Raw genomic sequence first — 20,274 nt, 5'->3', positions numbered from 1 at the left:
GCACCCTCATCCACACCGGCGCCCGCCCCCACCGCACCATCGACGGCGAACTCGACCCCCGCCCCCGAGACAAACGCCAAGCCGACGCCCTCACCACCGCCCTCACCATCGCCGCCGCAGCCACCGACACCGGATTCAAACTCCGCACCACGCACACGACAGCCGCAGCAGCCACCCAGCCCATAACCGACACCGACGCCGACACGGCAACCTCAGCCACCAGCCCGACAGCCACCACCATCACCACCGGCCCCGCAACGTCCCTCGTGGACCGAACGGCCGCGACGACCGCCCGAATCCCCGGCTTCGGCGCCAAGGCCAACATCACCGTCACCATCGACTTCAACGACCTCAAAACCGCCACCGCCAACGCCATCGGCGACACCGTCTACAGCGACGGCCTCTCCGCCGCCACCATCCGCCGCATCGCCTGCGACGCCAAAATCATCCCCCTCGTCCTCGGCTCCAACTCCGAACCCCTCGACGTCGGCCGCGCCGAACGCCTCGTCACCCGAGCAATCCGCCGCGCCCTCAACACCCGCGACAAGGGCTGCGTCATCTGCGGCGCCCCACCCGTCCAATGCGACGCCCACCACCTCACCTCCTGGATCGACAACGGCCCCACCGCCATCCACAACCTCGCCCTCCTCTGCCGCCGCCACCACACCGACCTCCACAACGGCCACTGGACCATCACCATCACCAACGGCGTCGTCCACGTAACCCGCCCCACCTGGGCCGACCCACCTCCCCCAAGCCGCACCGTCCAACGAGCTCATCAACCGCGCCCCGTCCAAGGCGCCGACCTCGTCGCCGCCGAGAGCTCTCCGGGACAACCGCACGAACCCAACGCCGGTCATTCAAGGCACAAGTCCGCCCCGCCCTCACCACCCACCGGACCGGCCTCATCCGGTCCTCCCCGCACGCCCCCATCGCGCACCGGTCCTCCCGGTGTAACCACACCGCCAGGCCCCGGCCGGACACCCCCACCATCCCCGTCCACGGCCCCGCCTGCCCACAACTCGGATGTTCTCGGCAACCGGGAGCCGGATGTCGACCACGTCGCCTCAAGCACCACCACATCAGAAACGACAACCCCATCAGCAATTGTCGCCGCCTCACCGACGCCCGACTCCTCCAGCCTCACCACAAACACAACCCGCCCAGGCCTGCTCCATCGACGCCTCCAGGCCGAGCACCCCGAAGGCATCACACCATCCGCCCTCCGCGAAGCCGCAAGCCTCGCCATCTGGGGCGAACCTCCCACCCCCACACCCGAGCCCGTCGCCTCAGACACAACCCCGCTCCCCGACGATCCCCCCGACGACCACCACGACCGAGTCGCCGACCCATGGCAAGAGTCCATAACCACCTCCGGACCCGCCCCATAACCCACCCACGCGGACCGGCGGCCCGAAGCCACCACCACGACAAAGGCTGCGAACCGCCGGTGCCCACAGCCGTCGATCGTTGCCGCACCTGCGCGTCCTCGAACCCGGTCGCGTCAACCTCGGGACCCGATCAACTCGCCAACTCACGCCTGCCGCGAATGCCGAGATCCGTTAGCGCCCTGGCTCAGCCGGCGATCCTCACCTGCGCTCCAGCCCGAGCCCACCTCAGCGTCACCACGTCCCGCCTAAGACATACGCGCACCATCCACGCCCGCGACCGCAGTCCCCACCCGCGACCGCAGTCCCAACCTGCGCCGGACGCGGTCAACTGCCCACCTCCCCACGGGGCGAACCCTCGCGCCACCCCGTGCCGCCCACCCATCGCCTATCCAGGCCCGGCACCCACACCAACCCAGTGGCTCGTGACACGGCTCTGCGCCGCCGCGAAGAGGCGTCCTTCTGCATCACCACGTGTCCACACCCCGCGCCATACCCGCCGGCCCGTGACACGACTCCGCGCCCGCCGCCGAAGGCGGCCGATCGGGCCGCCGCGAAGCGGTGTCCCTTCTGCCTCACCCGCCATCAGCTCGGCGACACACACCACGTGTCCACAGCCCCCGCGCCAAACCCGCCAGCTCGTGACACGATCCGCGGCTGCCGCCGAAGGTGGCCGATGGGGCAGCCGTCGCGGAGCGGTGTTCTTTTGGACTAGCCCCGTGCTGACGGATGTCATGGGTGGGTCGTGACGGGCGATCCAGGGGTGGGGCGACGGCCGGCGGAAAGCTACAGGTATGACGACAACGACTGCGGTCAGCCTGCGGGGTGTGACCAAGAAGTATGGGGACGTGCAGGCCGTCGCCGGGGTGGATCTGACCATCCGGGCCGGTGAGGTGGTGGCGTTGCTGGGGCCGAACGGTGCCGGTAAGTCGACGACGATCGAGATGCTGCTCGGGCTGGTGAAGCCGGATCAGGGCAGCGTGCAGGTGTACGACGGGACGCCGGTCGAGGCGATTGCCAAGGGCCACGTCGGGGTGATGTTGCAGAGCGGCGGGATCATCGAGGACGCCAAGGTCGGCGAGCTGCTGAACCTGGTGGCCGGCCTGCACAAGGACCCGATGCCGGTGAAGGAGGCGCTCGAGCGGGCCGGGATCGCCGACCTGACCGATCGGAAGATGAAGGGCCTGTCCGGCGGCCAGAAGCAGCGGGTGCGGTTCGCGATGGCGATCATCCCGCAGCCTGAGCTGATCGTGCTGGACGAGCCGACGACCGGCATGGACGTCGAGTCCCGGCGCGACTTCTGGGCGTCGATGCACGACGAGACCGCGCGCGGCCGGACCGTGCTGTTCGCGACGCACTACCTGGAAGAGGCCGACGCGTACGCCGACCGCGTGGTGCTGATGCGGCACGGCAAAGTCGTTGCCGATGGCACCGCTGCGCAGATCAAGGCGAGCGTGTCCGGCCGGACCATCCGAGCCACCGTTCCCGGTGCCGACCTGGCTGCGCTCGCGTCGCTGCCCGGCGTACGGAACGTCGAGACGCGCGGCGAGGTCGTTCTGCTGCAGTGCGCGGACTCCGACGACACCCTGCGGTACCTGCTGGAGAACACAGCAGCCCACGACATCGAAGTCACGTCCGCCGACCTGGAGGACGCCGTACTGGCCATCAGCGCAGAGCAGGAGAGCCTGGCATGAACCGCGACTATCTGATCTTCGACATCCGCCGCACGCTGCGGAACCGGCGGGTGCTGATCTTCTCGATCCTGATGCCGCTGGTGCTGTTCATGATCTTCGGCATGACGCTGCCGAAGGACGCCAGCGAGGGCGGGATCTCCGCGATCGCCTACGTGATGGTGAGTATGGCGATGTTCGGCTCGATGTCCGCGGCGATGAGCAGCGGCGGGGTGATCGCGGCCGAGCGCGACGGCGGCTGGAACCGGACGCTGCGGCTCACCCCGCTGAAGCCGCAGGCGTACGTCGTCACCAAGGTGATCCTGTCACTGCTGCTGGCGATCCCGCCGCTGCTGGTCGTGTTCGTCTTCGGCATGATCTTCGGCCACGTCCACCTGAGTCTGAGCCAGTGGGTGACGGTCGCGCTGGTCTCCTGGCTCGGCGCCCTGCCGTTCGCAGCCATCGGCCTGGTCATCGGGTACATCGCCAAGCCGGACAGCGTGCAGCCGATCACCGGTCTGAGCACGATGCTGATCGCGGCCTTCGGCGGACTGTGGCTGCCGGTCGACCAGATGCCGTCGATCATGAAGCACATTGCCCAGCTGACCCCGGCGTACTGGACCGGTCTGACCTCCCGCAGCGCCCTGACCGCGGGCGGCGTGGACACCCAGGCGCTGCTGGTGGTGCTCGGCTGGACCGTCGTCCTCGGCATGATCGGCCTGCGCCGGTTCCGCGCCGACACCGCGCGGGCCTGAGCTCGGGACCCGGTCTCGACACCGAAGCCACTACCGTGACCATCATGAGGAGGCTGCCAACCCTGCTGGATGGGCCGGACCGGGAACGGACCGGACCCGGCCGGTGGGGTTGGCTGGCGGCCGGGATCTGGTTGTTCTACCTGTCCCAGCCGTTCGAGGAGATCCTCGATCACCAGCATGGCCCGACCCGGGTCCTCGGGCTGGTCACGGTGATCCTGTTCGCGGCGTCGTACCTCGGTTTCTTCGCCTGGATCCGCTGGGTCGGGCTCGGCGTCGGCGGGCTGCCGACCTGGCAACGGCTGGCCTACCTGGCGGGCATGCTCGCGCTGTGCCTGCTGATGCTGCCGTCGGCCGGCCAGAAGGCGCTCACCTGCCTGGTCTACATCGCGGCGATCGCGATGATGGCGCTCGAGGTCCGGCTCGCCGTGGGGATCGTCGCGGTCCTGCTCGGTGGCGCCGAGCTGTCGATGCGGCTGGTGCCGGGCTGGTCCGATGACGGCAGCTACGGGTTCGCGATCTTCCTCGGCGCGCTGGCGGTGTTCGGCCTGCGGCGGGCGATCCAGCGCAGTATCGAGCTCAACGCCACCCGCAAGGACATGGCCGAGCTGGCCGTGCAGGAGGAACGAAACCGGTTCGCCCGGGATCTGCACGACATCCTCGGCCACTCGCTGACCGTCATCACAGTGAAGGCGGAGCTGGCCGGCAAGTTGATCGAGGCGAACCCCGAGCGAGCCGCGGCCGAGGTGGCCGATGTGGAGAGTCTCGCTCGGGCAGCGCTGGCCGATGTCCGGGCGGCGGTCGCGGGATACCGCGAGCTGAGTCTGGCCGGCGAGCTGGTGTCCGCCCGGGCCGCACTGCAGGCAGCCGAGATCAAGGCCGATCTTCCGACCACGATCGACGAGGTCCCGGAGGAGATCCGGGAGCTCTTCGCCTGGGTGATCCGGGAGGGCGTGACGAACGTCGTACGGCACTCGGGCGCGAAGCGCTGCACGATCAAGCTCAGCGCCACCCAGATCGAGGTCATCGACGACGGCAAGGGTCCGACACCCGGCGGGGGCGCATCCGGGCACGGGCTCGTGGGGTTGCGCGAGCGGGCGGACCAGGCCGGTGCGAGTGTGCAGGTCGGCCAGGCACCTGGCGGCGGATTCCGACTGGCTGTCAGAGTTGGCCCGTGAGTATCCGACTGCTGATCGCCGACGACCAGGCACTGGTCCGTGGAGCCCTGGCCGCGTTGCTGGATCTCGAGTCCGACCTGGAGGTGGTGTCCGAGGTCAGCCGTGGTGACGAGGTGATCGAGGCCGCGAAGGCGACCAAGCCGGACGTCGCCCTGCTGGACGTGGAGATGCCGGGACTCGACGGGATCGAGGCCGCCGCGGCACTGCGGTCCGCCGTGCCCGGGGTCCGGGTGCTGATGGTGACCACCTTCGGCCGGCCCGGGTACCTGCGCCGCGCGATGGAGGCGGGTGCTGCCGGTTTCGTCGTGAAGGACACTCCCGCGACCCAGCTCGCGGACGCCGTACGCCGGGTGCACCAAGGTCTCCGCGTGGTCGATCCGTCACTGGCCGCCGAGACCCTGGTCGCGGGAACGAGCCCGCTGACCGGCCGGGAGTCCGACGTACTGCGCGCCGCCCGGGAGGGAGGCACGGTCGCCGACATCGCGAAGGAGCTCCACCTCTCCGAAGGCACCGTCCGGAACCACCTCTCCGCCGCCATCGGCAAGACCGGCGCCCGCACCCGGGCCGAGGCCGCCCGGATCGCCCTCGACAACGGGTGGTTGTAGTCCGGTCACAACCTCTAGGCTGACGCTCTAGGGGAGGGGGATCTACGATGTCGATCGAGCAATTCAGCGTGGCGGGGCGGCTGGCGGACACCGGTGAGGGGATTACCGGGGACGAGTTGCAGCTGGCGGCGCGGAATCACGGGATGCCGCTGGAGGGACTGCGGTACGAACTGACGCCTCCCGGACTGCACTACGTGCTGGTGCATTACGACATCCCGGCAACGAACGCGGCCAATTGGCGGCTCACTGTGGACGGGTGCGTCGAGCAACCGTTGTCGTTCGGGCTGACCGAGATGCGGGCGATGGGACGCCGTACCGTCCGGGTGACGTTGGAGTGCGCGGGCAACGGGCGGGCCGCGTTGCAGCCGCGGCCGATCAGCCAGCCCTGGTTGACCGAAGCCGTCGGTACGGCGGAGTGGACCGGCGTGCTGCTGTCCGATCTGCTGCGGGCGGCCGGGATCCGCGAGGATGCCGTGGACGTGGTGTTCACCGGCGCGGATCACGGGGTGGAGCGCGGGGTCGAGCAGGATTATCAGCGCGGGTTGAGTGTGACCGAGGCGATCGACTCCGGCGCGATCGTCGCCTGGGAGATGAACGGTCAGCCGCTGCCGCCGCAGCACGGATACCCGCTGCGCCTCGTCGTACCCGGGTGGTACGGAATGGCGAGCGTGAAATGGCTGCGGTCGATCGAGCTGATCGACCACGAGTTCGACGGGTTCCAGAACGCGGTCGCGTACCGGATCCGCACCGCACCGGACGACCCCGGTGAAGCAGTCACCCGGATCGAGCCGCGGGCGCTGCTGATCCCGCCGGGCTTCCCCGACTTCATGAGCCGGCACCGTTTCGTTGCCGCTGGCACCGTTCCGCTGCTGGGCCGGGCCTGGTCCGGCTGGGCGCCGATCGAGCGGGTCGAGGTCAGCACCGACGCCGGGGTGAACTGGCACGAGGCCACGTTGGATGCCCTCGGCAACGACGAGCTCGCCTGGCGGGCCTTCGCCTACGACTGGGAGGCCACGCCCGGCGAGCACGTGCTCACGGTCCGCGCGTACGACGCCAGCGGCCGCGAGCAACCGATCGAGGCCGGCTGGAACCGCGGCGGTTTCGCCAACAACACCGCCCAGCGGATCAGCGTTTTGGTCACCTAGGGGTGTGTCGCTGGACGGTTCCGGCGTACTGGAGTTCCATCCTGGAGACGTACACGGTCTCACTCCAGGAGTGGTGCGGTGAACGAGTTGGGCACAGAGATCCACCTGCACGCGCGGGTCTTCCGGACCGCCGGCGAGTGGTACGCCGATGTCGACGACGAACTCGATCCACAGCCGGACAACCCACTCTGGTGGGGTTCCTACGACTCCCAACGAGCCGCAATCGACGCAGCCTGCTCCCGAATAGCAGCCATGCACCTCGCCCTGCACACCCCCAACTCACTCCGGCTTGTTGTGTGAGTCGCCGCCTACGCGGTACGGGGTGGTGATGCCTTCATACATGAGGTGGGTCATCAGGCCCTCGGAGGCATGCGGGAGGTTGTGGCAGTGGTCCATCCAGAGGCCTGGGTTGTCGGCGACGAAGGCGATCTCGTAGGTCTGCTTGTTGCCGACCTCGACGGTGTCGACCCACCAGGGTGAGCCGGTCGCGGCGACGCCGTTGCGGGACAGGACGACGGCGTGGTGGCCGTGCAGGTGCATCGGATGCGCCTGGCCGCTGGTGTTCGAGATCGTCATCCGGACAATGTCGCCTTCGGCAACCATGTACATCGGCACGTCGGGGAACTTGTGCCCGTTGATCGTCCACCACAGTCCCGGCTTCCCGTCGAGGAACCCAGGTCGCCGCCCGATCCGGTACTCGAAGTTCCGATCAGCGTGAGCCGGATCGAACCCGAGCGGCGCCGGCGTACCGTACGTCAGCAGATCCACCGTCTCCCCCGGCAGCTCACCCGAAGGCGGATCGACCGGCCCGATCCCCAGCGACACCGCGGCCGTACCCGCCACTAACCGCATGCCTCCGGCCGGCACGACAGCCTCCAGATCCACCCGCGCCCCGGCGGCCAACGGATACGCCGCAGTCAGAGGCGTGGGCCCATGAACCTCCCGGCCATCCACCGCGACCACCTTGTACGGCGCGCCGAGCAGACCGACCCGCAGGATCGCGTTGTCGGTGTTGATCACCCGGATCCGCGCCGTCGTCCCGGCCGGCAACTCGACCCGCTGACTCCCCGTCCGCCCGTTGATCGTCCGCTTCCCGTCGTACGTATGGATCGCGGCGACCACCTCACCAGGCGTTGCCGGCGCGATCACGATCGGGCCGAACAGCCCACCCTTCACCTCGTCACTCGACACCTGGTGCGAGTGGTACCAGTACGTCCCGGCCTGCTCCGCCTTGAACCGGTACACATGCTTCCCACCCACCGGTACGGCGTCCTGCGTCACTCCGGCGACCCCGTCCTCAGCGTTGGGTACGTCGATCCCGTGCCAGTGCAGCGTCGCTCCATCGGACACGGACTCGTTCACGAACGTCACCTGGACGAGATCGCCAACGCGAGCCCGGATCAGCGGGCCTGGCGAGGTCCCGTTGACCGTGTAGCCGTCGACTGTCTCACCACTGGCCAGCTGGAACTTCTGCTTCCGCGCCGTCAGTGTCACCGCGACATCCGGCGTACCGGCGGCCGGCCCGGTGAGATCCGCGACGCTCATCCCACCGTGGTGATGGTCATGCCCACCAGCAGGGCCGCCGCCGTAGTCGGCGTACCCCATGTCGGCCGGGTTGTAGGAGCCGGGGACGAGGCTGGTCGCCCAGAGATACCCCAGCGGTACGAGTACCGCCAGAGTGATCCCCAGCGCGACCAGCCGACCCCACCTTCGCCGGGACGTGGGCTCAGCCACTGGTGGTCACAGGCTGCTTCGGTACGACGGCCCGCCGTCCGGCAGAACTCGCTATACCTGCGATCGCCAGACCGTTGACGGCGTGCAGCACCCCTAGCGCCGGGATCCCGAAGGACACCACCGCGAGAAGGAACTGCAGCACGACCAGTCCGACCACGATCCCGGCCATCGTCCGCCCGCGCGGGACGTCGGTCAGGAACGACACGATCAGGAACACCAGCGCGAGCAGACCGATCACCATGCCGGCGACGCTGTGGTAGGTCTGCCCGAGGTTGCTGTAGTCGGCCCCGATCGAGGTCCCGTCGTCAGCGTCCTTGTCGACGGTGAACAAGGCCAGCGCGATCGACGCGACCTGGAGCACCACCGCGAGTGCGATCAGCTGACCGAGCACCCGGTAGACGGCCCTCATGCCCGCCGCTCCATCCGGCGCTTCCGGATGATGAACACCGCGGCCACGATCAACGCGAACGGCAGGACCGGCGGATGCCCGGCACCGACCACGCAGGCGATCGACGCCAGCAGCCCGACGACGCCGATCGCGACCAGCAACGGGAACGGAAGCCGCCCGAGCGGCCCCTTCTCGGGCCGCCGCGCGCCGAAGGGACCCGGCTGCTGAGCCTTGGGTCCACCAGCCTGGCGAGCGCCCGGAAGATCCGTGAACAACGCGGCCAGGTCGGCATCCGTCTTCGCCTGCAGGGCCTGGTCGATGCGCTCGGCATGTTCCTCCGCGCTGAGCCGGCCGGCTTCGTAGTGCTCGCCCAGACGCTTGATGGCGTCCTCGCGTTCGCTGTCGCCGATGCGGATCGGACCGCCCGGCCTCTCGTCGCCCATGACTCTCCTCGGTGCTCGTGAATCGATGGCACCAAGGTTGTCGTCCGGACCCCTCTCACCGCGTCGCCTCAGCGGCGACACCTCTCCTACCCCCGGAGGAGCACACTGCACCGCTGGACGCAGTGCGGCGTACTCCCCCGGGCGTAGACGGATCCCGGGGAAACCCCGGCGCGGCCGCCAGGGTCCCCGGCATCCTCAGGCGTTGGCCGAGAGGATCTTGTTCACGTCGTTGTTGGCCTTCGCGAGCGACCCCGGCTCGGCCTCGAACGACATCACCGCGTCCATCGCCGGCGTCATCACCGCGGTCACGTCCGCGGCGTTCGGGTTGGCCGGGTACGGGAAGACGTCACCCGCCTCGACCGGTTCCAGGAACGGCGTGACGTCCCAGCCGTTCTTGGCGAACGCCGCCTTCGCCGCCGGCATGCTCGCCGCCACCGCCGGGAACACCACCCCCGCCTTGGCGACGATGTCCTGCGCGGTCTGCGAGCCGAGGAATTTCACCCAGGCCCACGACGCATCCCTGCGGGTGGTGCCCGCCCAGATGGTGTCCGCCAGCCCGTTCATCATCGACATCCGCTTCCCGACCGGGCCGATCGGCAGCCGGGCCAGCTTGGTCTTCACCTGCTTCAGCCCGCCGTACGTCCCGAGCATCCAGGATCCGTTCGGGGTGATCGCGTACTTTCCCGCACCGAAGCTCGTGGTGACGTCCACCCCGGACTTCGCCTGCGCGTACGTCGGCATGTACCCCTTGGTGATGAGTCCGCGCCACCAGCCGATCGTGTCGGTGAACTTCGGGTCGCCGTAGAAGAACTTCGTCCCCCACGGTTCACCCTCGGAGTACTTCCAGCCGTTGATCGCGGCGTACCAGCTCCAACTGGTCTGACCGTCGCCACCGCCGGCGTCGGAGTACCCGAGTCCGTAGACCTTGACGTCGTCCTTGTCGAACCCCGGCTGGTCGCCGCGGCGCCCCTTGGAGTCCACTGTCAGCCGGCGGACGACCTGCTCGAAGGTGCCGCCGTCCTGCGGGTTCCAGGTCATCGAGTTCAGCTGGTCGACGCTGATCCCGGCCGCCTCGGTGAAGGCGCTGTTGTAGAAGTAGACCTCGGTGTCCCAGTCCTTCGGCAGGCCGTACCGCTTGCCGTCGGCCCCGATCCAGCGATCCGCCAGTCCCTTCTGGTAGATGCTCAGATCCACGTTGTCCTTGGCAACGAAATCGTCGATCGGCAGCACCTGGCCCTTGTCCGCGAACAGCGGGTACTTCGACGAGTGCCCGGTGAACACGTCCGGCGCGGTGTCGGAGATGAACCCGGTCACCAGCTTGGACCAGTAGTCGTTCCAGCCGTACTGCTCGATCTTCACGGTGTACTGCGGGTTCTGCTCGTGGAAGACCTTCGCGGCCTCGGTGTACATCGGCAGCTGCGCCGAGTCCCACAGCCAGTAGATGACCTCGCCCTGACCGCGGGCGGCGGCACCGTTGTTGCATCCGGCAACCGCCGATGCGGCGAACCCGGCCAGTCCGGCCTTGAGCAGTGTCCGTCTCGAGAGTTTCATCGGATACCTCACTTGATCCCGGAGAAGCCGATGGAGTTGGTGATCTTCTTGGCGAACGCCAGGAACAGGATGATCATCGGCAGCGCCGCGATCAGCGTCGCGGCCATCAGGCCGGCCCAGTCCGGTCCGCCCTGCGGCGTCTGCGACCGGAACACGCCGAGCGCGACCGTCAGCACCCGGACATTCTCCTGCTGACCGACCAGCAGCGGCCAGAAGTAGTCGTTCCAGGAGTTGATGTAGGTCAGGATCGCCAGCGTGGCGATCGGCGCCGCGCTCATCGGGATGATCAGGCCGAAGAAGATCCGCCGGTGCCCGGCACCGTCGATCATCGCCGCCTCCTCCAGCTCCCGGTTGATCCCGAGGAAGAACTGGCGCAGGAAGAAGATCGCGAACGGCGTCATGAACGCACCGGGCAGGATGATGCCGGCGAAGCTGTTCAACAGGCCGAGGTTCTTGATCAGCACGAAGTTCGGCAGCGTGGTGAAGATCGGCGGCACCATCAGCGCGGCCAGGAACAGCGCGAACACCTTGTCCCGCCCGGGCCAGCGCAGCCGGGCGAACGCGTACGCCGCCATCGCGCTGAAGAACACCTGGCAGACCGTCGTGATGGTTGCCACGACCAACGAGTTGCGCAGGTACAGCCAGAAGTTGACGGCCGCCCCCGAACCACCCTGGGCCTGGGCCTCCTCGATCGTCGACAGTCCGAGCACCCGCTTGAACGCGCCCAGCGTGGACTCCACCGGGAGCAGCGAGCTCGGGTGGCCGGGAAGCTGGGTGTTGTCGGACAGCGCCGTACGCAACATCCAGTAGAACGGGAACAGCGTGACGATCAGCAGCACGACCAGGAACGCCCAGGCGACGACCCGGCCGACGTTCAATTCCCGCACAGAATTAGACGACAGCCTCATGCCAGATCACTCTCCTTCGCGCGCAGCAGGCGAAGCTGCAGCAGGGAGACCACCGCGAGGATCGCGAACAGCACCAGCGCCATCGCGGAGGCGTACCCGAAGTCGAACCGGGTGAACGCCCGCTCGTAGATGTAGTAGTAGATGACCCGAGTCGCGTTGATCGGGCCGCCCTGCGTGGTCACCGCGACGGTGTCGAAGATCTGGAACGACCCGATCATGGTGACCACCAGGACCATCACCAGAACGGGCCGCAGCAGTGGCAGCGTGATCCGCCAGAACGTCTTCCACTCCGTCGACCCGTCCACCTCGGCCGCCTCGTAGACGTAGTTCGGGATCGTCTGCAGGCCGGCGAACACCAGCAGGGCCGTGTAACCCATGTGCCGCCAGATGTTGATCCCCGCAACCGTCGGGATCGCCCAGTGCGAGTCGCCGAAGAATGCGACCGGATCGATACCGATCCAGGTCAGGCCCTGGTTCACGATGCCGACCTGGAAGTCGAGCATCCAGTACCAGACCAGCGCGACCACCACGTTCGCGACCAGGTACGGCAGCAGGATCGCCGCGCGGACCGTGATCGACTTGGTCAGCCGGTACATCAGCATCGCGATCCCGATCGCCAGGATCGTCTGCACGCCGATGTTGATCACGACGTACTCGACCGTGACCAGCAGCGCGTTCCAGAAGAAGCTGTCCTGGATCATCCGCCGGTAGTTGTCCAGGCCGTTGAACTGCGGCGCGGACAGCAGGCTGTACTCGGTGAAGCTCAGGTAGGCGCCGCGCAGGGTCGGCCAGATGTAGAACACGACGAAGCCGAGCGTGGCCGGGGCCAGGAAGATCATTGCGACCTTCAAGTCCCCCAGGCTCCGCCGCCTACCGGGCGGAGCCTTCCGATCCCCGTGATCTCGCCTGCTGTCGGGTGGTGCGTTGGTGGTCACGGTCACGGGGATCTCCTTCTCAGTCTGCGATCGACCGGGCTTAGTCGATCGCGGTCACTTCCAGCAAGATCGCGCTCTCAGGCCACTGGGCCGGGATCAGCACCCCGGCCGAGGCCAGTGCGGCACCGTTCAGTTCGACGCTTCCACCGTTGGCCGACCAGGCCGCCGTCCGCGACTCGGGCCCGGGTGTCGCGACCTTGCTCACTCGGTAGGTCCGCCGCGGGTCGAGCCCGGGCAGCCGGACCCGGCCGACGGCCGACGTGACCGACTGCGTCAGCTGTACGGCGGCGTACACGGCGCGGGTGCGGTCCGGGGAAACCACGCCGTGCAGGAGGAAGTCAGCCGGACCGCGGTCGGCGCGGACGACCGTGCCGGTGTGCAGCAGCGGCCGCAGTTCCTTGTGCAGGGCGACCCAGCCGGCCAGCTCCGCACGCTCCTCGGGAGAGGCGGACGCGATGTCCCACTCGATGCCGAAGTGGCCGAACAGCGCGGTGATCGCGCGGAACGACAGCGTCTGGGTGCGGCCCGTGGTGTGCGCTCGCGGCGGGCCGACGTGGCAGCCGATCAGCTCCGGCGGCAGCAGCAGCTGCGTGTACCGCTGGATCGTCTGGCGCTCGAGCGCGTCGTTGCTGTCGCTGCCCCAGATCCGGTCGGTGCGCTCCAGGATGCCGAGGTCGACGCGGGCGCCGCCGGACGAGCACGACTCGATCTCCAGGCCCGGGTGCCGGCGCTTCAGCTCGTCGATCAGCCGGTACACCGCCAGCGTCTGCTCGTGGATGCCGGCGGCCCCGGTCAACTGGTTGCCGCCGTCGACGAAGTCCCGGTTGTGGTCCCACTTCAGGTACGCGATGTCGTACTCGCTCAGCAGGCTGTCGAGCCGCTCGAGGATGTAGTCGTACGCCGCCGGGACGCCGAGGTTCAGGCCCTGCTGGTGCCGCGCGGTCGGGGGCATCCGGTTGCCGGTGGCCAGGATCCAGTCCGGGTGCTCGCGAGCCAGGTCGGAGTCCGGGTTCACCATCTCCGGCTCGACCCAGAGGCCGAACTGCAGGCCGTGACCCCGGACGTGGTCGACGAGCGGGTGCAGGCCCTTCGGCCAGATCCCTTCGTCGACGTACCAGTCACCGAGCCCCGCGTGGTCGTCGCGCCGGCCGCGGAACCACCCGTCGTCGAGCACGAACCGCTCCGCGCCGACCTCGGCGGCCGCGTCCGCGAGCGCCTTCAGCTTGTCCAGGTCGAGATCGAAGTAGACGGCTTCCCAGGTGTTCAGTACGACGGGACGCTCGGTCTTCGGGTGGTTCGGCCGGGCCCGCAGGTACTCGTGGAACCGGGCGGACAGCCGGTCGAGTCCGACGCCGTACGAACCGTAGATCCACGGAGTGCTGTAGGTGCCTTCCGGCTGCACGCGACCCTCGCCGGGGAGGAGCAGCTCGCCGCCGCCGATCACGCCGTACCCGCTCATGCCGCGCTCGGCGTACGAGCGGTGGTTGCCGCTCCAGGCAGTGTGCACGGACCAGATCTCGCCGGTGCCGAAGTCGAAGCCGGGCGTACCGGCGATCAGCAGCAGGGTCGCGTCGGCGCCGGTGCGGCCGCGGCGGTTGTCGCGGACATGCGCACCTTGGGTGAACGCGTGCCGCTGCGGGTGCCGCTCGCCGATGTGGCGACCGGTCATGTCGAGCAGTTCGGTCGCCTCGGTCGGGACCGGGAGTGCGAGGACCAGGCCGTCGACCGTGTACGGCGTCGTACCGGTGTTCGTGAGGTCGGCCTTGGCGCGCACGAGACCGCTGTCGGTCAGCTCGATGGTCAGCCGGATCGTGAGCCCGGCATCGGGATCCTCCGCGTCGACCTGCACCGCGTTGTCGGACTGCGCGACGCTGGTCAGCCGGAAGCTCGCGGAGAAGTTCTGCCCGTCGCGGTGGCCGCTCAGGCCCGGCAGGCCGAACCAGCCGGTGGCGTACTCCGGCACGATCGCGATCGGCTGGTTGTCGTCCAGGCCGTTACCGTCCTGGACCGCACCGGCCCCACGCCTCAGTTCCAGCAGAGCTTTCCCGGTCAGCTCACCCAGATCCGCACCCCAGTGCAGGACGGACGGAAGGGCCGGACCTGAGCAGTCCAGCACCAGGCTGACCCCGGCAGCGCGAAGCTGTAGCACCTCGATGTTCGACACTGTTGATTCACTCTGCTTTCTGATTGATTTCAGGACGGAACTATTTACCCCGCGGCCCCAGATGTCAATGCTTCACGAAGTTAAGTAAGTACCCTAGAGCTCCGCGCGGCTCTCTACAACGAAGGAACAGCGCCTGATTCGGACAGCGCTCGACTCAGGCCGAGAGACGAACCCACACCAGCAGGTCGTGCAGCGCCGACTCGGCATCCGGCCGGTCGGGCAGCGCACTCGCCGCCTCCGCGTCATCCAGCACGGCTTGCAGCCGGCCGACATCCTCGGCCAACCGCTCCCCCGACACACCCTCGACCGGCCCGTGCTCGACCTCGGCCTTGGCGGCGATCAGGTCGAGCAGGTAGGCAGGCGCCTCGGCGAGGTCGAGCAGTTCGCGGAGGTCGGCCTGGACGATGCCGCTCCGCATCAGATTGATGCCGGTGAGCAAGACCCGGAAGGTGTACAGCAGCGGCTTCAGCTCGCCCTTCTTCGCGAAGAAGTCCCACTGAGTGTTCGCGAAGCCGCGGTAGTGGTGGGCGTGCCACCTCGTCAGACAGCCGGCTGCCAGCGCGACGAGTTCCTCGTGCTCGGGAGTACTGACGACGACCAGCGGCGAGAGCACCTGTTCCAGCACGTAGCCGTTGCGGCGCAGCATCAGGCGGGCGAACTTCACCAGGTCGTGGGTGACGAGATCGACCTCGGCCTCGTTCTCGAACCAGGTCCGGTCCAGCGTCTCGGGGCCGGTCCGCAAGCCGACCACCTCGGCCGCCGGGAGCACGTGCACCCCGCGCAGGTCGACGTCGGAGTCGCGGGACGGGAAGCCGTACAGGTGGGCACCGGACACTGTTGCGAACAGCAAGCGGTACGGCTGCTCGCCCATGATGGCTCGCAGCTCGGCGTAGTCGAGCTGGCGCATGTCACGCGTCACCGAGACTCCTTCTCCGGACTGACCGGAGCCAGTCGTTGACACCGGCAACATCCGGAGTGGCAGGCAGGACCGTTCGCCGCAAGGCGGCGTCGAGCTCCTCGTGCAGAGACAGCCGCCAGCGCTCGACCTCCGGCCAGGAGAGCTCGCCGCGCTTGACAGCCAGCAGCCGCTCCCGATGCGGGCCGACATCGACGACCAAGCGGGCCTCCAGCAACAAAGTGCGGGCCGCGAGCAACAGCCTGATCAGGTGCATGACGTGTTTCCACTTCGGCGCGCCGTCCCGCCGGAAATCCGCCTCCAGCTTCTTGAACTGGCTCAGCACATAGCCCGAGTACGTCTGATAGGCCAGTTGCGAGAGGAACGCCTGACGCAGGCCGACGAGCTCCTCACCCAGCTCCGTCTGCCGGACCACGAGCGGCGAGTGCAGGACTTCGAGGAGGTTCGGGTTGGCCTTCAGCGCGAGCTCGCAGAACCGCTCGACCTCCCACGAGAACCATTCGTCCGCCGGTCCGCCGACGTGCGTCGGCGGCTTGGCCAGAGACCAGAACGACTCGGTCGGAGCGACATAGACCCCCCGCGTATCGGTGTCCGAGGCGTCGGTGTCGAGCCCGAACGCCCGCGAGCCCACGACCGCCGCGTAGATCGTGTGCTCCAGCACCAATCGGTCGCCATCGGGCTGATCCAACTCGATCGCCTCGTCCTGGTACGCCGTACGCAGACTCAACTGCTCGCGGCGAGCTACGGTCTCGCGACCGTCGACGAGGCGGACCGTGTAGCGGCCGTCCGGGGTGAGGCCGGCAACCCGGCCGGTGGCACCGCGTTGCGCCGTACCGCCGTGGTCGTCGGGCGCGGCGACGCGGATCACCACCTGCGTCCCCACCGGCAACTGCGGCCCGACCATCCCCATGGCGGCCATCGTTTCATTGGCGTGGGCCAGCTATTGACAGATTTTTCTGTCAAGTGGAGATTGGGGGGATGCTGCGGTATGTCGAGGAGCCTGAGAAGGTGCGGATGGCGTTGTCGCCGATTCGGCGGCGGCTGCTCGAGTTGCTCCGGGAGCCTTCGTCGGCGACGCAGCTCGCGGCTGAGCTGGAGGTGCCGCGGCAGCGGGTGAACTACCACCTGCGCGAGCTGGAGAAGGCCGGGCTGGTCGAGCTCGTCGAGGAGCGGCAGCGGCGCGGGTTCACCGAGCGGATCCTGCGCGCATCGGCCGGCACGCTCGTGGTCGACCCTGGCGTGATGGGTGGCGCGTTCAGCCAGATCCAGGACCAGTACGCCGCCGAACACCTGGTCGACGTGGCCGCCGGCACGGTCCGCGACGTGGCCCGAATGCAGAGCGCGGCCGATGCCGCGGGCAAGCGGCTGCTGACGTTCACACTCGAGGCTGAGGTCCGCTTCGCCGAGCCCGGCGACATTCACCGCTTCACCGACGCGCTGACCGAGGCGGTCCGGCGGACGGTCGAGCAGTTCGACACCGAGGGCGGGCGCGCGTACCGGCTGATCGCGGGCGGCCACCCGGCGCCCCGCCGTACCGAAGGAGACTCATGAACGACGAGAGACCACAGATCGTGGTGACCGTGGCGGCGCCTGTCGAGACGGTCTGGCAGGCGTTGCGGGAGAAGGAGAAGATCCGGCACTGGCACGGCTGGGAATACGAGGGACCCCAAGGCGGGCTGGAGGAGGAGATCGACCTCATCTACTACAGCCACGCCGTCGAGGAGGGCACGACGCTGACGCTCGGCAGCGGCGACGAGTTCGTGGTCGAGCCGGTCGAGGGCGGGTCGCGGATCACGCTGACCCGGGCACCGCACGGCGCCAACCCCGAGTGGGAGGCGTATTACGACGACGTCACCGAGGGCTGGACGACGTTCCTCAACCAGCTGCGCTTCGCGGTGGAGCACCACCCCGGCGACGACCGCCACACCCTGTTCTACTCGGGGACCGGCCCGCTCTCCCCGATGGCCGAGCTCGGCATCTCCCCCGGCCCGGCCGGCAGCTCCTACGAGCTCGAGCTGGTGGGCGAGCAGGTCAAAGGCGAGGTCTGGTACACCTCCGAGCACCAGGTCGGCCTGACAGTAGATGCCTGGGGCAACGGTCTGCTGGTGCTCAGCCACATCCCGCCCGGCGAGCAGAAACCCGACGGCGCCACGATGGCCGTCCTCAGCCTGTACGGCGACACCGATCGCGACGCACTCGACGCCCGCTGGCACACCTGGTGGGACCCCCGCTACCCAGAAAAACTCGACCTCGGGACCTGAGCTCCGGAGCTACGCCGGATACGGGATGACACGCAGTTTGTCGCCCGGGAAGATTCCAACCTCGGCAAGTCGCCGGTCATCGACGGATTGACGCTTCTTCCGCGCCCAGGCCGTTCCGATCGCGTCGAAAACGGTGCCCTGCTCGGAGACAAGAGCCCAGCTCTCGAGGTACTGGAATGGCCTGATGTGCGGAGCCATCGCGAAATACAGTGCGTCGAGCAACTCGCGGACCGTGGCGTCCTCGTCGACCGGAAACAACACTGGACTCCGCTCCGGCGCTACCGCATCGATCTCCACCTCGACGCTGCTCGACACCACCGCCTGCTGGAACTGATCGGCCAGCTCCTCCCGCTTGCCGGAGGTGCCGTCCGATTGGCCGACCAGGAGTTCCGCGACCGCTTTGCCGTAGACGTGGACTTCTGCACGACTGTTCCGACTGACACCGGCCGCGTACATCTCGGGCGTGATCTCCCCGGAGTACTCGCGAGGCGGGTACAGCTTGGGCGCGTGATTGGTCAGTAGCCACACGAAGACGACAAAGACCCCGATCGGGAAAGCCACCGCGAAGATCGCGAACAACAGCCGCGCGGCGCCGTCCGTGGTGATCGACGCGACTCCGGCCGTCACTTCGCTGAGTGCGATGAACAGCGCGATGATCCACAGCGGAGAGGCCCCGCTCGGGGCGTTGGACGTGGTCAGCGGCACAGCGTGCTCCAAGGTCTGCTCAGTTGACCGCAGACTCCCCGCCACTGTCCGCGACAAACTCTCGGAGGAGTCTCGAGCAGCGATTCTGACACGGCGGTGACAGGGCGCAAAGGTGTCAGCACTCTCGGTCTACCGGAGAAGGTTACCCGGAAGTACATTTTTGCCGACGGTGGTCGGGTGGGGGGTCCTGACGATCACCGAACTCCGGCGAGAGAGGCCTTCCGGTGGTCCTTCCGAGAAGTCGTCGAGTGTCCCTGATCCTTGTGCTCTCCATGACCGGCCTCGGCCTGGTCGCCACCCCCGCGCACGCCGATGGCCCGGGGTCCGGAACGCCGTACGTCGTCACGGTCGGCGACTCCTACATCTCGGGCGAGGCCGGCCGCTGGGCCGGCAGCTCGAACAACTCCGAGGCGCCGGCCGACGCGCTCGGTGCGCACGCCTACCACGACAACGCGAGCCATACCGCCGAGCAGATCCCGAGGTGTCACCGCAGCCAGTCGGACGAGGCGTACATCGGCGGCGGGATCGGCGGGCTGAACCTGGCCTGCTCCGGTGCTCGCACCACGACCGGCACCGGCGACGACTTCAAGCCGGGGATCGACTTCTACGACAACGGCGCCGGCCGGCAGGGCCAGGCGAAGATGCTGCAGGTGTTCGCAGCCACTCACAACGTCAAGCAGGTGGTCGTGTCGATCGGCGGCAACGACTTCAACTTCGCGGCGATCGTGACGCAGTGCGTGCAGGACTTCCTGCTCTCGCCGTCCTGGTTCCCGGACTACTGCCGGGACGACTCGTCGGTCGTCAACAACTTCACGTCCGCCAACATCACCGCCGTACGCGGCCGGATCGCCACCGCGTTCCAGAACATCCGCACCGCCATGCGGAACGCCGGGTACGGCGACAACGCGTGGTCTCTGGTCGTGCAGACGTACCCGTCACCGATTCCGGCCGCCAGCGGGTTCAGGTACGGGCAGAGCGGTTACACCCGCCAGAGTGTCGGTGGTTGCGGCTTCTGGAACGCGGACGCCGACTGGGCGAACAGCACGGCCCTCGTCAACATCAACAACACCGTCCGCGCCGCCATGGGCCAGTCCGGCCTGACCAACACGCGGCTGCTCGAGCTCCAGTCCGCCTTCAACGGCCGGCGCCTGTGTGAGAACACAGTCGGCCTGTACGAGGAAGTCGGCCTGTCCTCGTGGACCCAACCGACCGCGGTCGACAAGACCGAGTGGATCAACCAGATCCGCACCGTCACCACGGTCGGCTCCAACTACTACATCCAGGAATCCCTCCACCCCAACTACTGGGCCCAACTGGCCCTCCGCTCCTGCGTCCGCCAGACCTACACCCAATCCCGAGGCGGCACCTGCACGATCTCCGGCACCGGCCTCCTCAACGGCGAACCCCGCATGACCCTCAACTGAACGACGAACCGGCCGCCGGTCCCCCCGGGGGGGGAGGGGGGGCGGGGGGGTTGAGGTGCGCGCAGGTTGTGGCCTGTGGGGTGGGTTAAGAAACATGTGTTGAGGGG

At 68.2% G+C, this 20,274-nt stretch carries 20 protein-coding genes; 10 read left to right on the top strand and 10 right to left on the bottom strand.

The genetic code is table 11. The features are described from left to right. The 7 genes from AB0E63_RS43970 to AB0E63_RS43940 form a co-directional block, all read left to right on the top strand. On the top strand, positions 1 to 1,391 hold a 1,391-nt coding region (locus AB0E63_RS43970; RefSeq protein ID WP_360380128.1), incomplete at its 5' end, for a DUF222 domain-containing protein. 791 nt (positions 1,392 to 2,182) lie between these two features. Continuing rightward, a complete protein-coding gene (locus tag AB0E63_RS43965; protein WP_360380126.1) occupies positions 2,183 to 3,082 on the top strand; it encodes an ABC transporter ATP-binding protein in 900 nt (299 codons plus the stop codon). Beyond that, a complete protein-coding gene (locus AB0E63_RS43960; protein ID WP_360380123.1) occupies positions 3,079 to 3,813 on the top strand; it encodes an ABC transporter permease in 735 nt (244 codons plus the stop codon). The genes AB0E63_RS43965 and AB0E63_RS43960 overlap by 4 nt, the downstream gene beginning before the upstream one ends. Before the next feature lie 44 nt (positions 3,814 to 3,857). Continuing rightward, positions 3,858 to 4,988 carry a sensor histidine kinase gene (locus AB0E63_RS43955; RefSeq protein WP_360380120.1) on the top strand — a complete coding sequence of 377 codons (1,131 nt, stop codon included), beginning with the start codon at positions 3,858 to 3,860 and terminating at the stop codon, positions 4,986 to 4,988. Continuing rightward, complete coding sequence (locus AB0E63_RS43950) at positions 4,985 to 5,593, top strand: response regulator transcription factor (protein WP_360380117.1); 609 nt, start codon at positions 4,985 to 4,987, stop codon at positions 5,591 to 5,593. The genes AB0E63_RS43955 and AB0E63_RS43950 overlap by 4 nt, the downstream gene beginning before the upstream one ends. Before the next feature lie 47 nt (positions 5,594 to 5,640). Further along, a complete protein-coding gene (locus AB0E63_RS43945; RefSeq protein WP_360380114.1) occupies positions 5,641 to 6,738 on the top strand; it encodes a sulfite oxidase in 1,098 nt (365 codons plus the stop codon). A 78-nt stretch (positions 6,739 to 6,816) separates the two neighbouring features. Next, entirely contained in the window at positions 6,817 to 7,038 is a 222-nt protein-coding gene (locus tag AB0E63_RS43940) for a hypothetical protein (RefSeq protein WP_360380113.1), read from the top strand. Here the strand turns inward: AB0E63_RS43940 and AB0E63_RS43935 are convergent. The 9 genes from AB0E63_RS43935 to AB0E63_RS43895 form a co-directional block, all read right to left on the bottom strand. Next, positions 7,018 to 8,472 (bottom strand): multicopper oxidase family protein, encoded by a 1,455-nt coding sequence (locus tag AB0E63_RS43935; RefSeq protein WP_360380110.1) that lies wholly within the window; start codon positions 8,470 to 8,472, stop codon positions 7,018 to 7,020. The genes AB0E63_RS43940 and AB0E63_RS43935 overlap by 21 nt on opposite strands. Next, the gene (locus AB0E63_RS43930) at positions 8,465 to 8,881 is read right to left on the bottom strand and encodes a hypothetical protein (RefSeq protein ID WP_360380107.1); all 417 of its coding nucleotides are present in this window, start codon (positions 8,879 to 8,881) and stop codon (positions 8,465 to 8,467) included. Before AB0E63_RS43930 ends, AB0E63_RS43935 begins: the two co-directional genes overlap by 8 nt. Then, entirely contained in the window at positions 8,878 to 9,303 is a 426-nt protein-coding gene (locus AB0E63_RS43925; RefSeq protein WP_360380104.1) for a DUF1707 domain-containing protein, read from the bottom strand. Before AB0E63_RS43925 ends, AB0E63_RS43930 begins: the two co-directional genes overlap by 4 nt. A 195-nt stretch (positions 9,304 to 9,498) precedes the next feature. Next, positions 9,499 to 10,854 (bottom strand): extracellular solute-binding protein, encoded by a 1,356-nt coding sequence (locus tag AB0E63_RS43920; protein ID WP_360380102.1) that lies wholly within the window; start codon positions 10,852 to 10,854, stop codon positions 9,499 to 9,501. Positions 10,855 to 10,862: 8 nt separating this feature from the next. After that, the gene (locus AB0E63_RS43915) at positions 10,863 to 11,741 is read right to left on the bottom strand and encodes a carbohydrate ABC transporter permease (protein WP_360380099.1); all 879 of its coding nucleotides are present in this window, start codon (positions 11,739 to 11,741) and stop codon (positions 10,863 to 10,865) included. A 17-nt stretch (positions 11,742 to 11,758) separates the two neighbouring features. Then, positions 11,759 to 12,613 carry a sugar ABC transporter permease gene (locus AB0E63_RS43910; RefSeq protein ID WP_360380097.1) on the bottom strand — a complete coding sequence of 285 codons (855 nt, stop codon included), beginning with the start codon at positions 12,611 to 12,613 and terminating at the stop codon, positions 11,759 to 11,761. A 124-nt stretch (positions 12,614 to 12,737) separates the two neighbouring features. Then, positions 12,738 to 14,861, bottom strand: coding sequence for an alpha-galactosidase (locus tag AB0E63_RS43905; protein WP_360380094.1), 2,124 nt, complete (start codon positions 14,859 to 14,861; stop codon positions 12,738 to 12,740). Between the two features lie 154 nt (positions 14,862 to 15,015). Then, positions 15,016 to 15,780, bottom strand: a complete 765-nt coding sequence (locus tag AB0E63_RS43900) for a nucleotidyltransferase domain-containing protein (protein WP_360380091.1) — start codon at positions 15,778 to 15,780, stop codon at positions 15,016 to 15,018. Continuing rightward, positions 15,770 to 16,687, bottom strand: coding sequence for a nucleotidyltransferase domain-containing protein (locus AB0E63_RS43895; protein ID WP_360380088.1), 918 nt, complete (start codon positions 16,685 to 16,687; stop codon positions 15,770 to 15,772). Before AB0E63_RS43895 ends, AB0E63_RS43900 begins: the two co-directional genes overlap by 11 nt. A gap of 68 nt (positions 16,688 to 16,755) precedes the next feature. On the opposite strand from AB0E63_RS43895, the gene AB0E63_RS43890 reads away from it, so the two are divergent. Continuing rightward, the gene (locus tag AB0E63_RS43890) at positions 16,756 to 17,328 is read left to right on the top strand and encodes a helix-turn-helix domain-containing protein (RefSeq protein WP_360380085.1); all 573 of its coding nucleotides are present in this window, start codon (positions 16,756 to 16,758) and stop codon (positions 17,326 to 17,328) included. Next, the gene (locus AB0E63_RS43885) at positions 17,325 to 18,038 is read left to right on the top strand and encodes an SRPBCC domain-containing protein (RefSeq protein ID WP_360380082.1); all 714 of its coding nucleotides are present in this window, start codon (positions 17,325 to 17,327) and stop codon (positions 18,036 to 18,038) included. The genes AB0E63_RS43890 and AB0E63_RS43885 overlap by 4 nt, the downstream gene beginning before the upstream one ends. Before the next feature lie 9 nt (positions 18,039 to 18,047). Here the strand turns inward: AB0E63_RS43885 and AB0E63_RS43880 are convergent, their stop codons facing one another. Continuing rightward, positions 18,048 to 18,743 (bottom strand): hypothetical protein, encoded by a 696-nt coding sequence (locus AB0E63_RS43880; RefSeq protein WP_360380079.1) that lies wholly within the window; start codon positions 18,741 to 18,743, stop codon positions 18,048 to 18,050. 248 nt (positions 18,744 to 18,991) lie between these two features. Between AB0E63_RS43880 and AB0E63_RS43875 the strand changes: the two genes are divergently transcribed. Then, positions 18,992 to 20,167, top strand: a complete 1,176-nt coding sequence (locus AB0E63_RS43875; protein ID WP_360380077.1) for a hypothetical protein — start codon at positions 18,992 to 18,994, stop codon at positions 20,165 to 20,167. The last annotated feature ends 107 nt before the right edge of the window (positions 20,168 to 20,274 follow it).

The organism is Kribbella sp. NPDC026596 (assembly GCF_040638415.1).
Taxonomy (GTDB): domain Bacteria; phylum Actinomycetota; class Actinomycetes; order Propionibacteriales; family Kribbellaceae; genus Kribbella.
The sequence above is the reverse complement of the archived record's forward strand: the minus strand, read 5'-3'. Positions and strand labels throughout refer to the sequence as shown.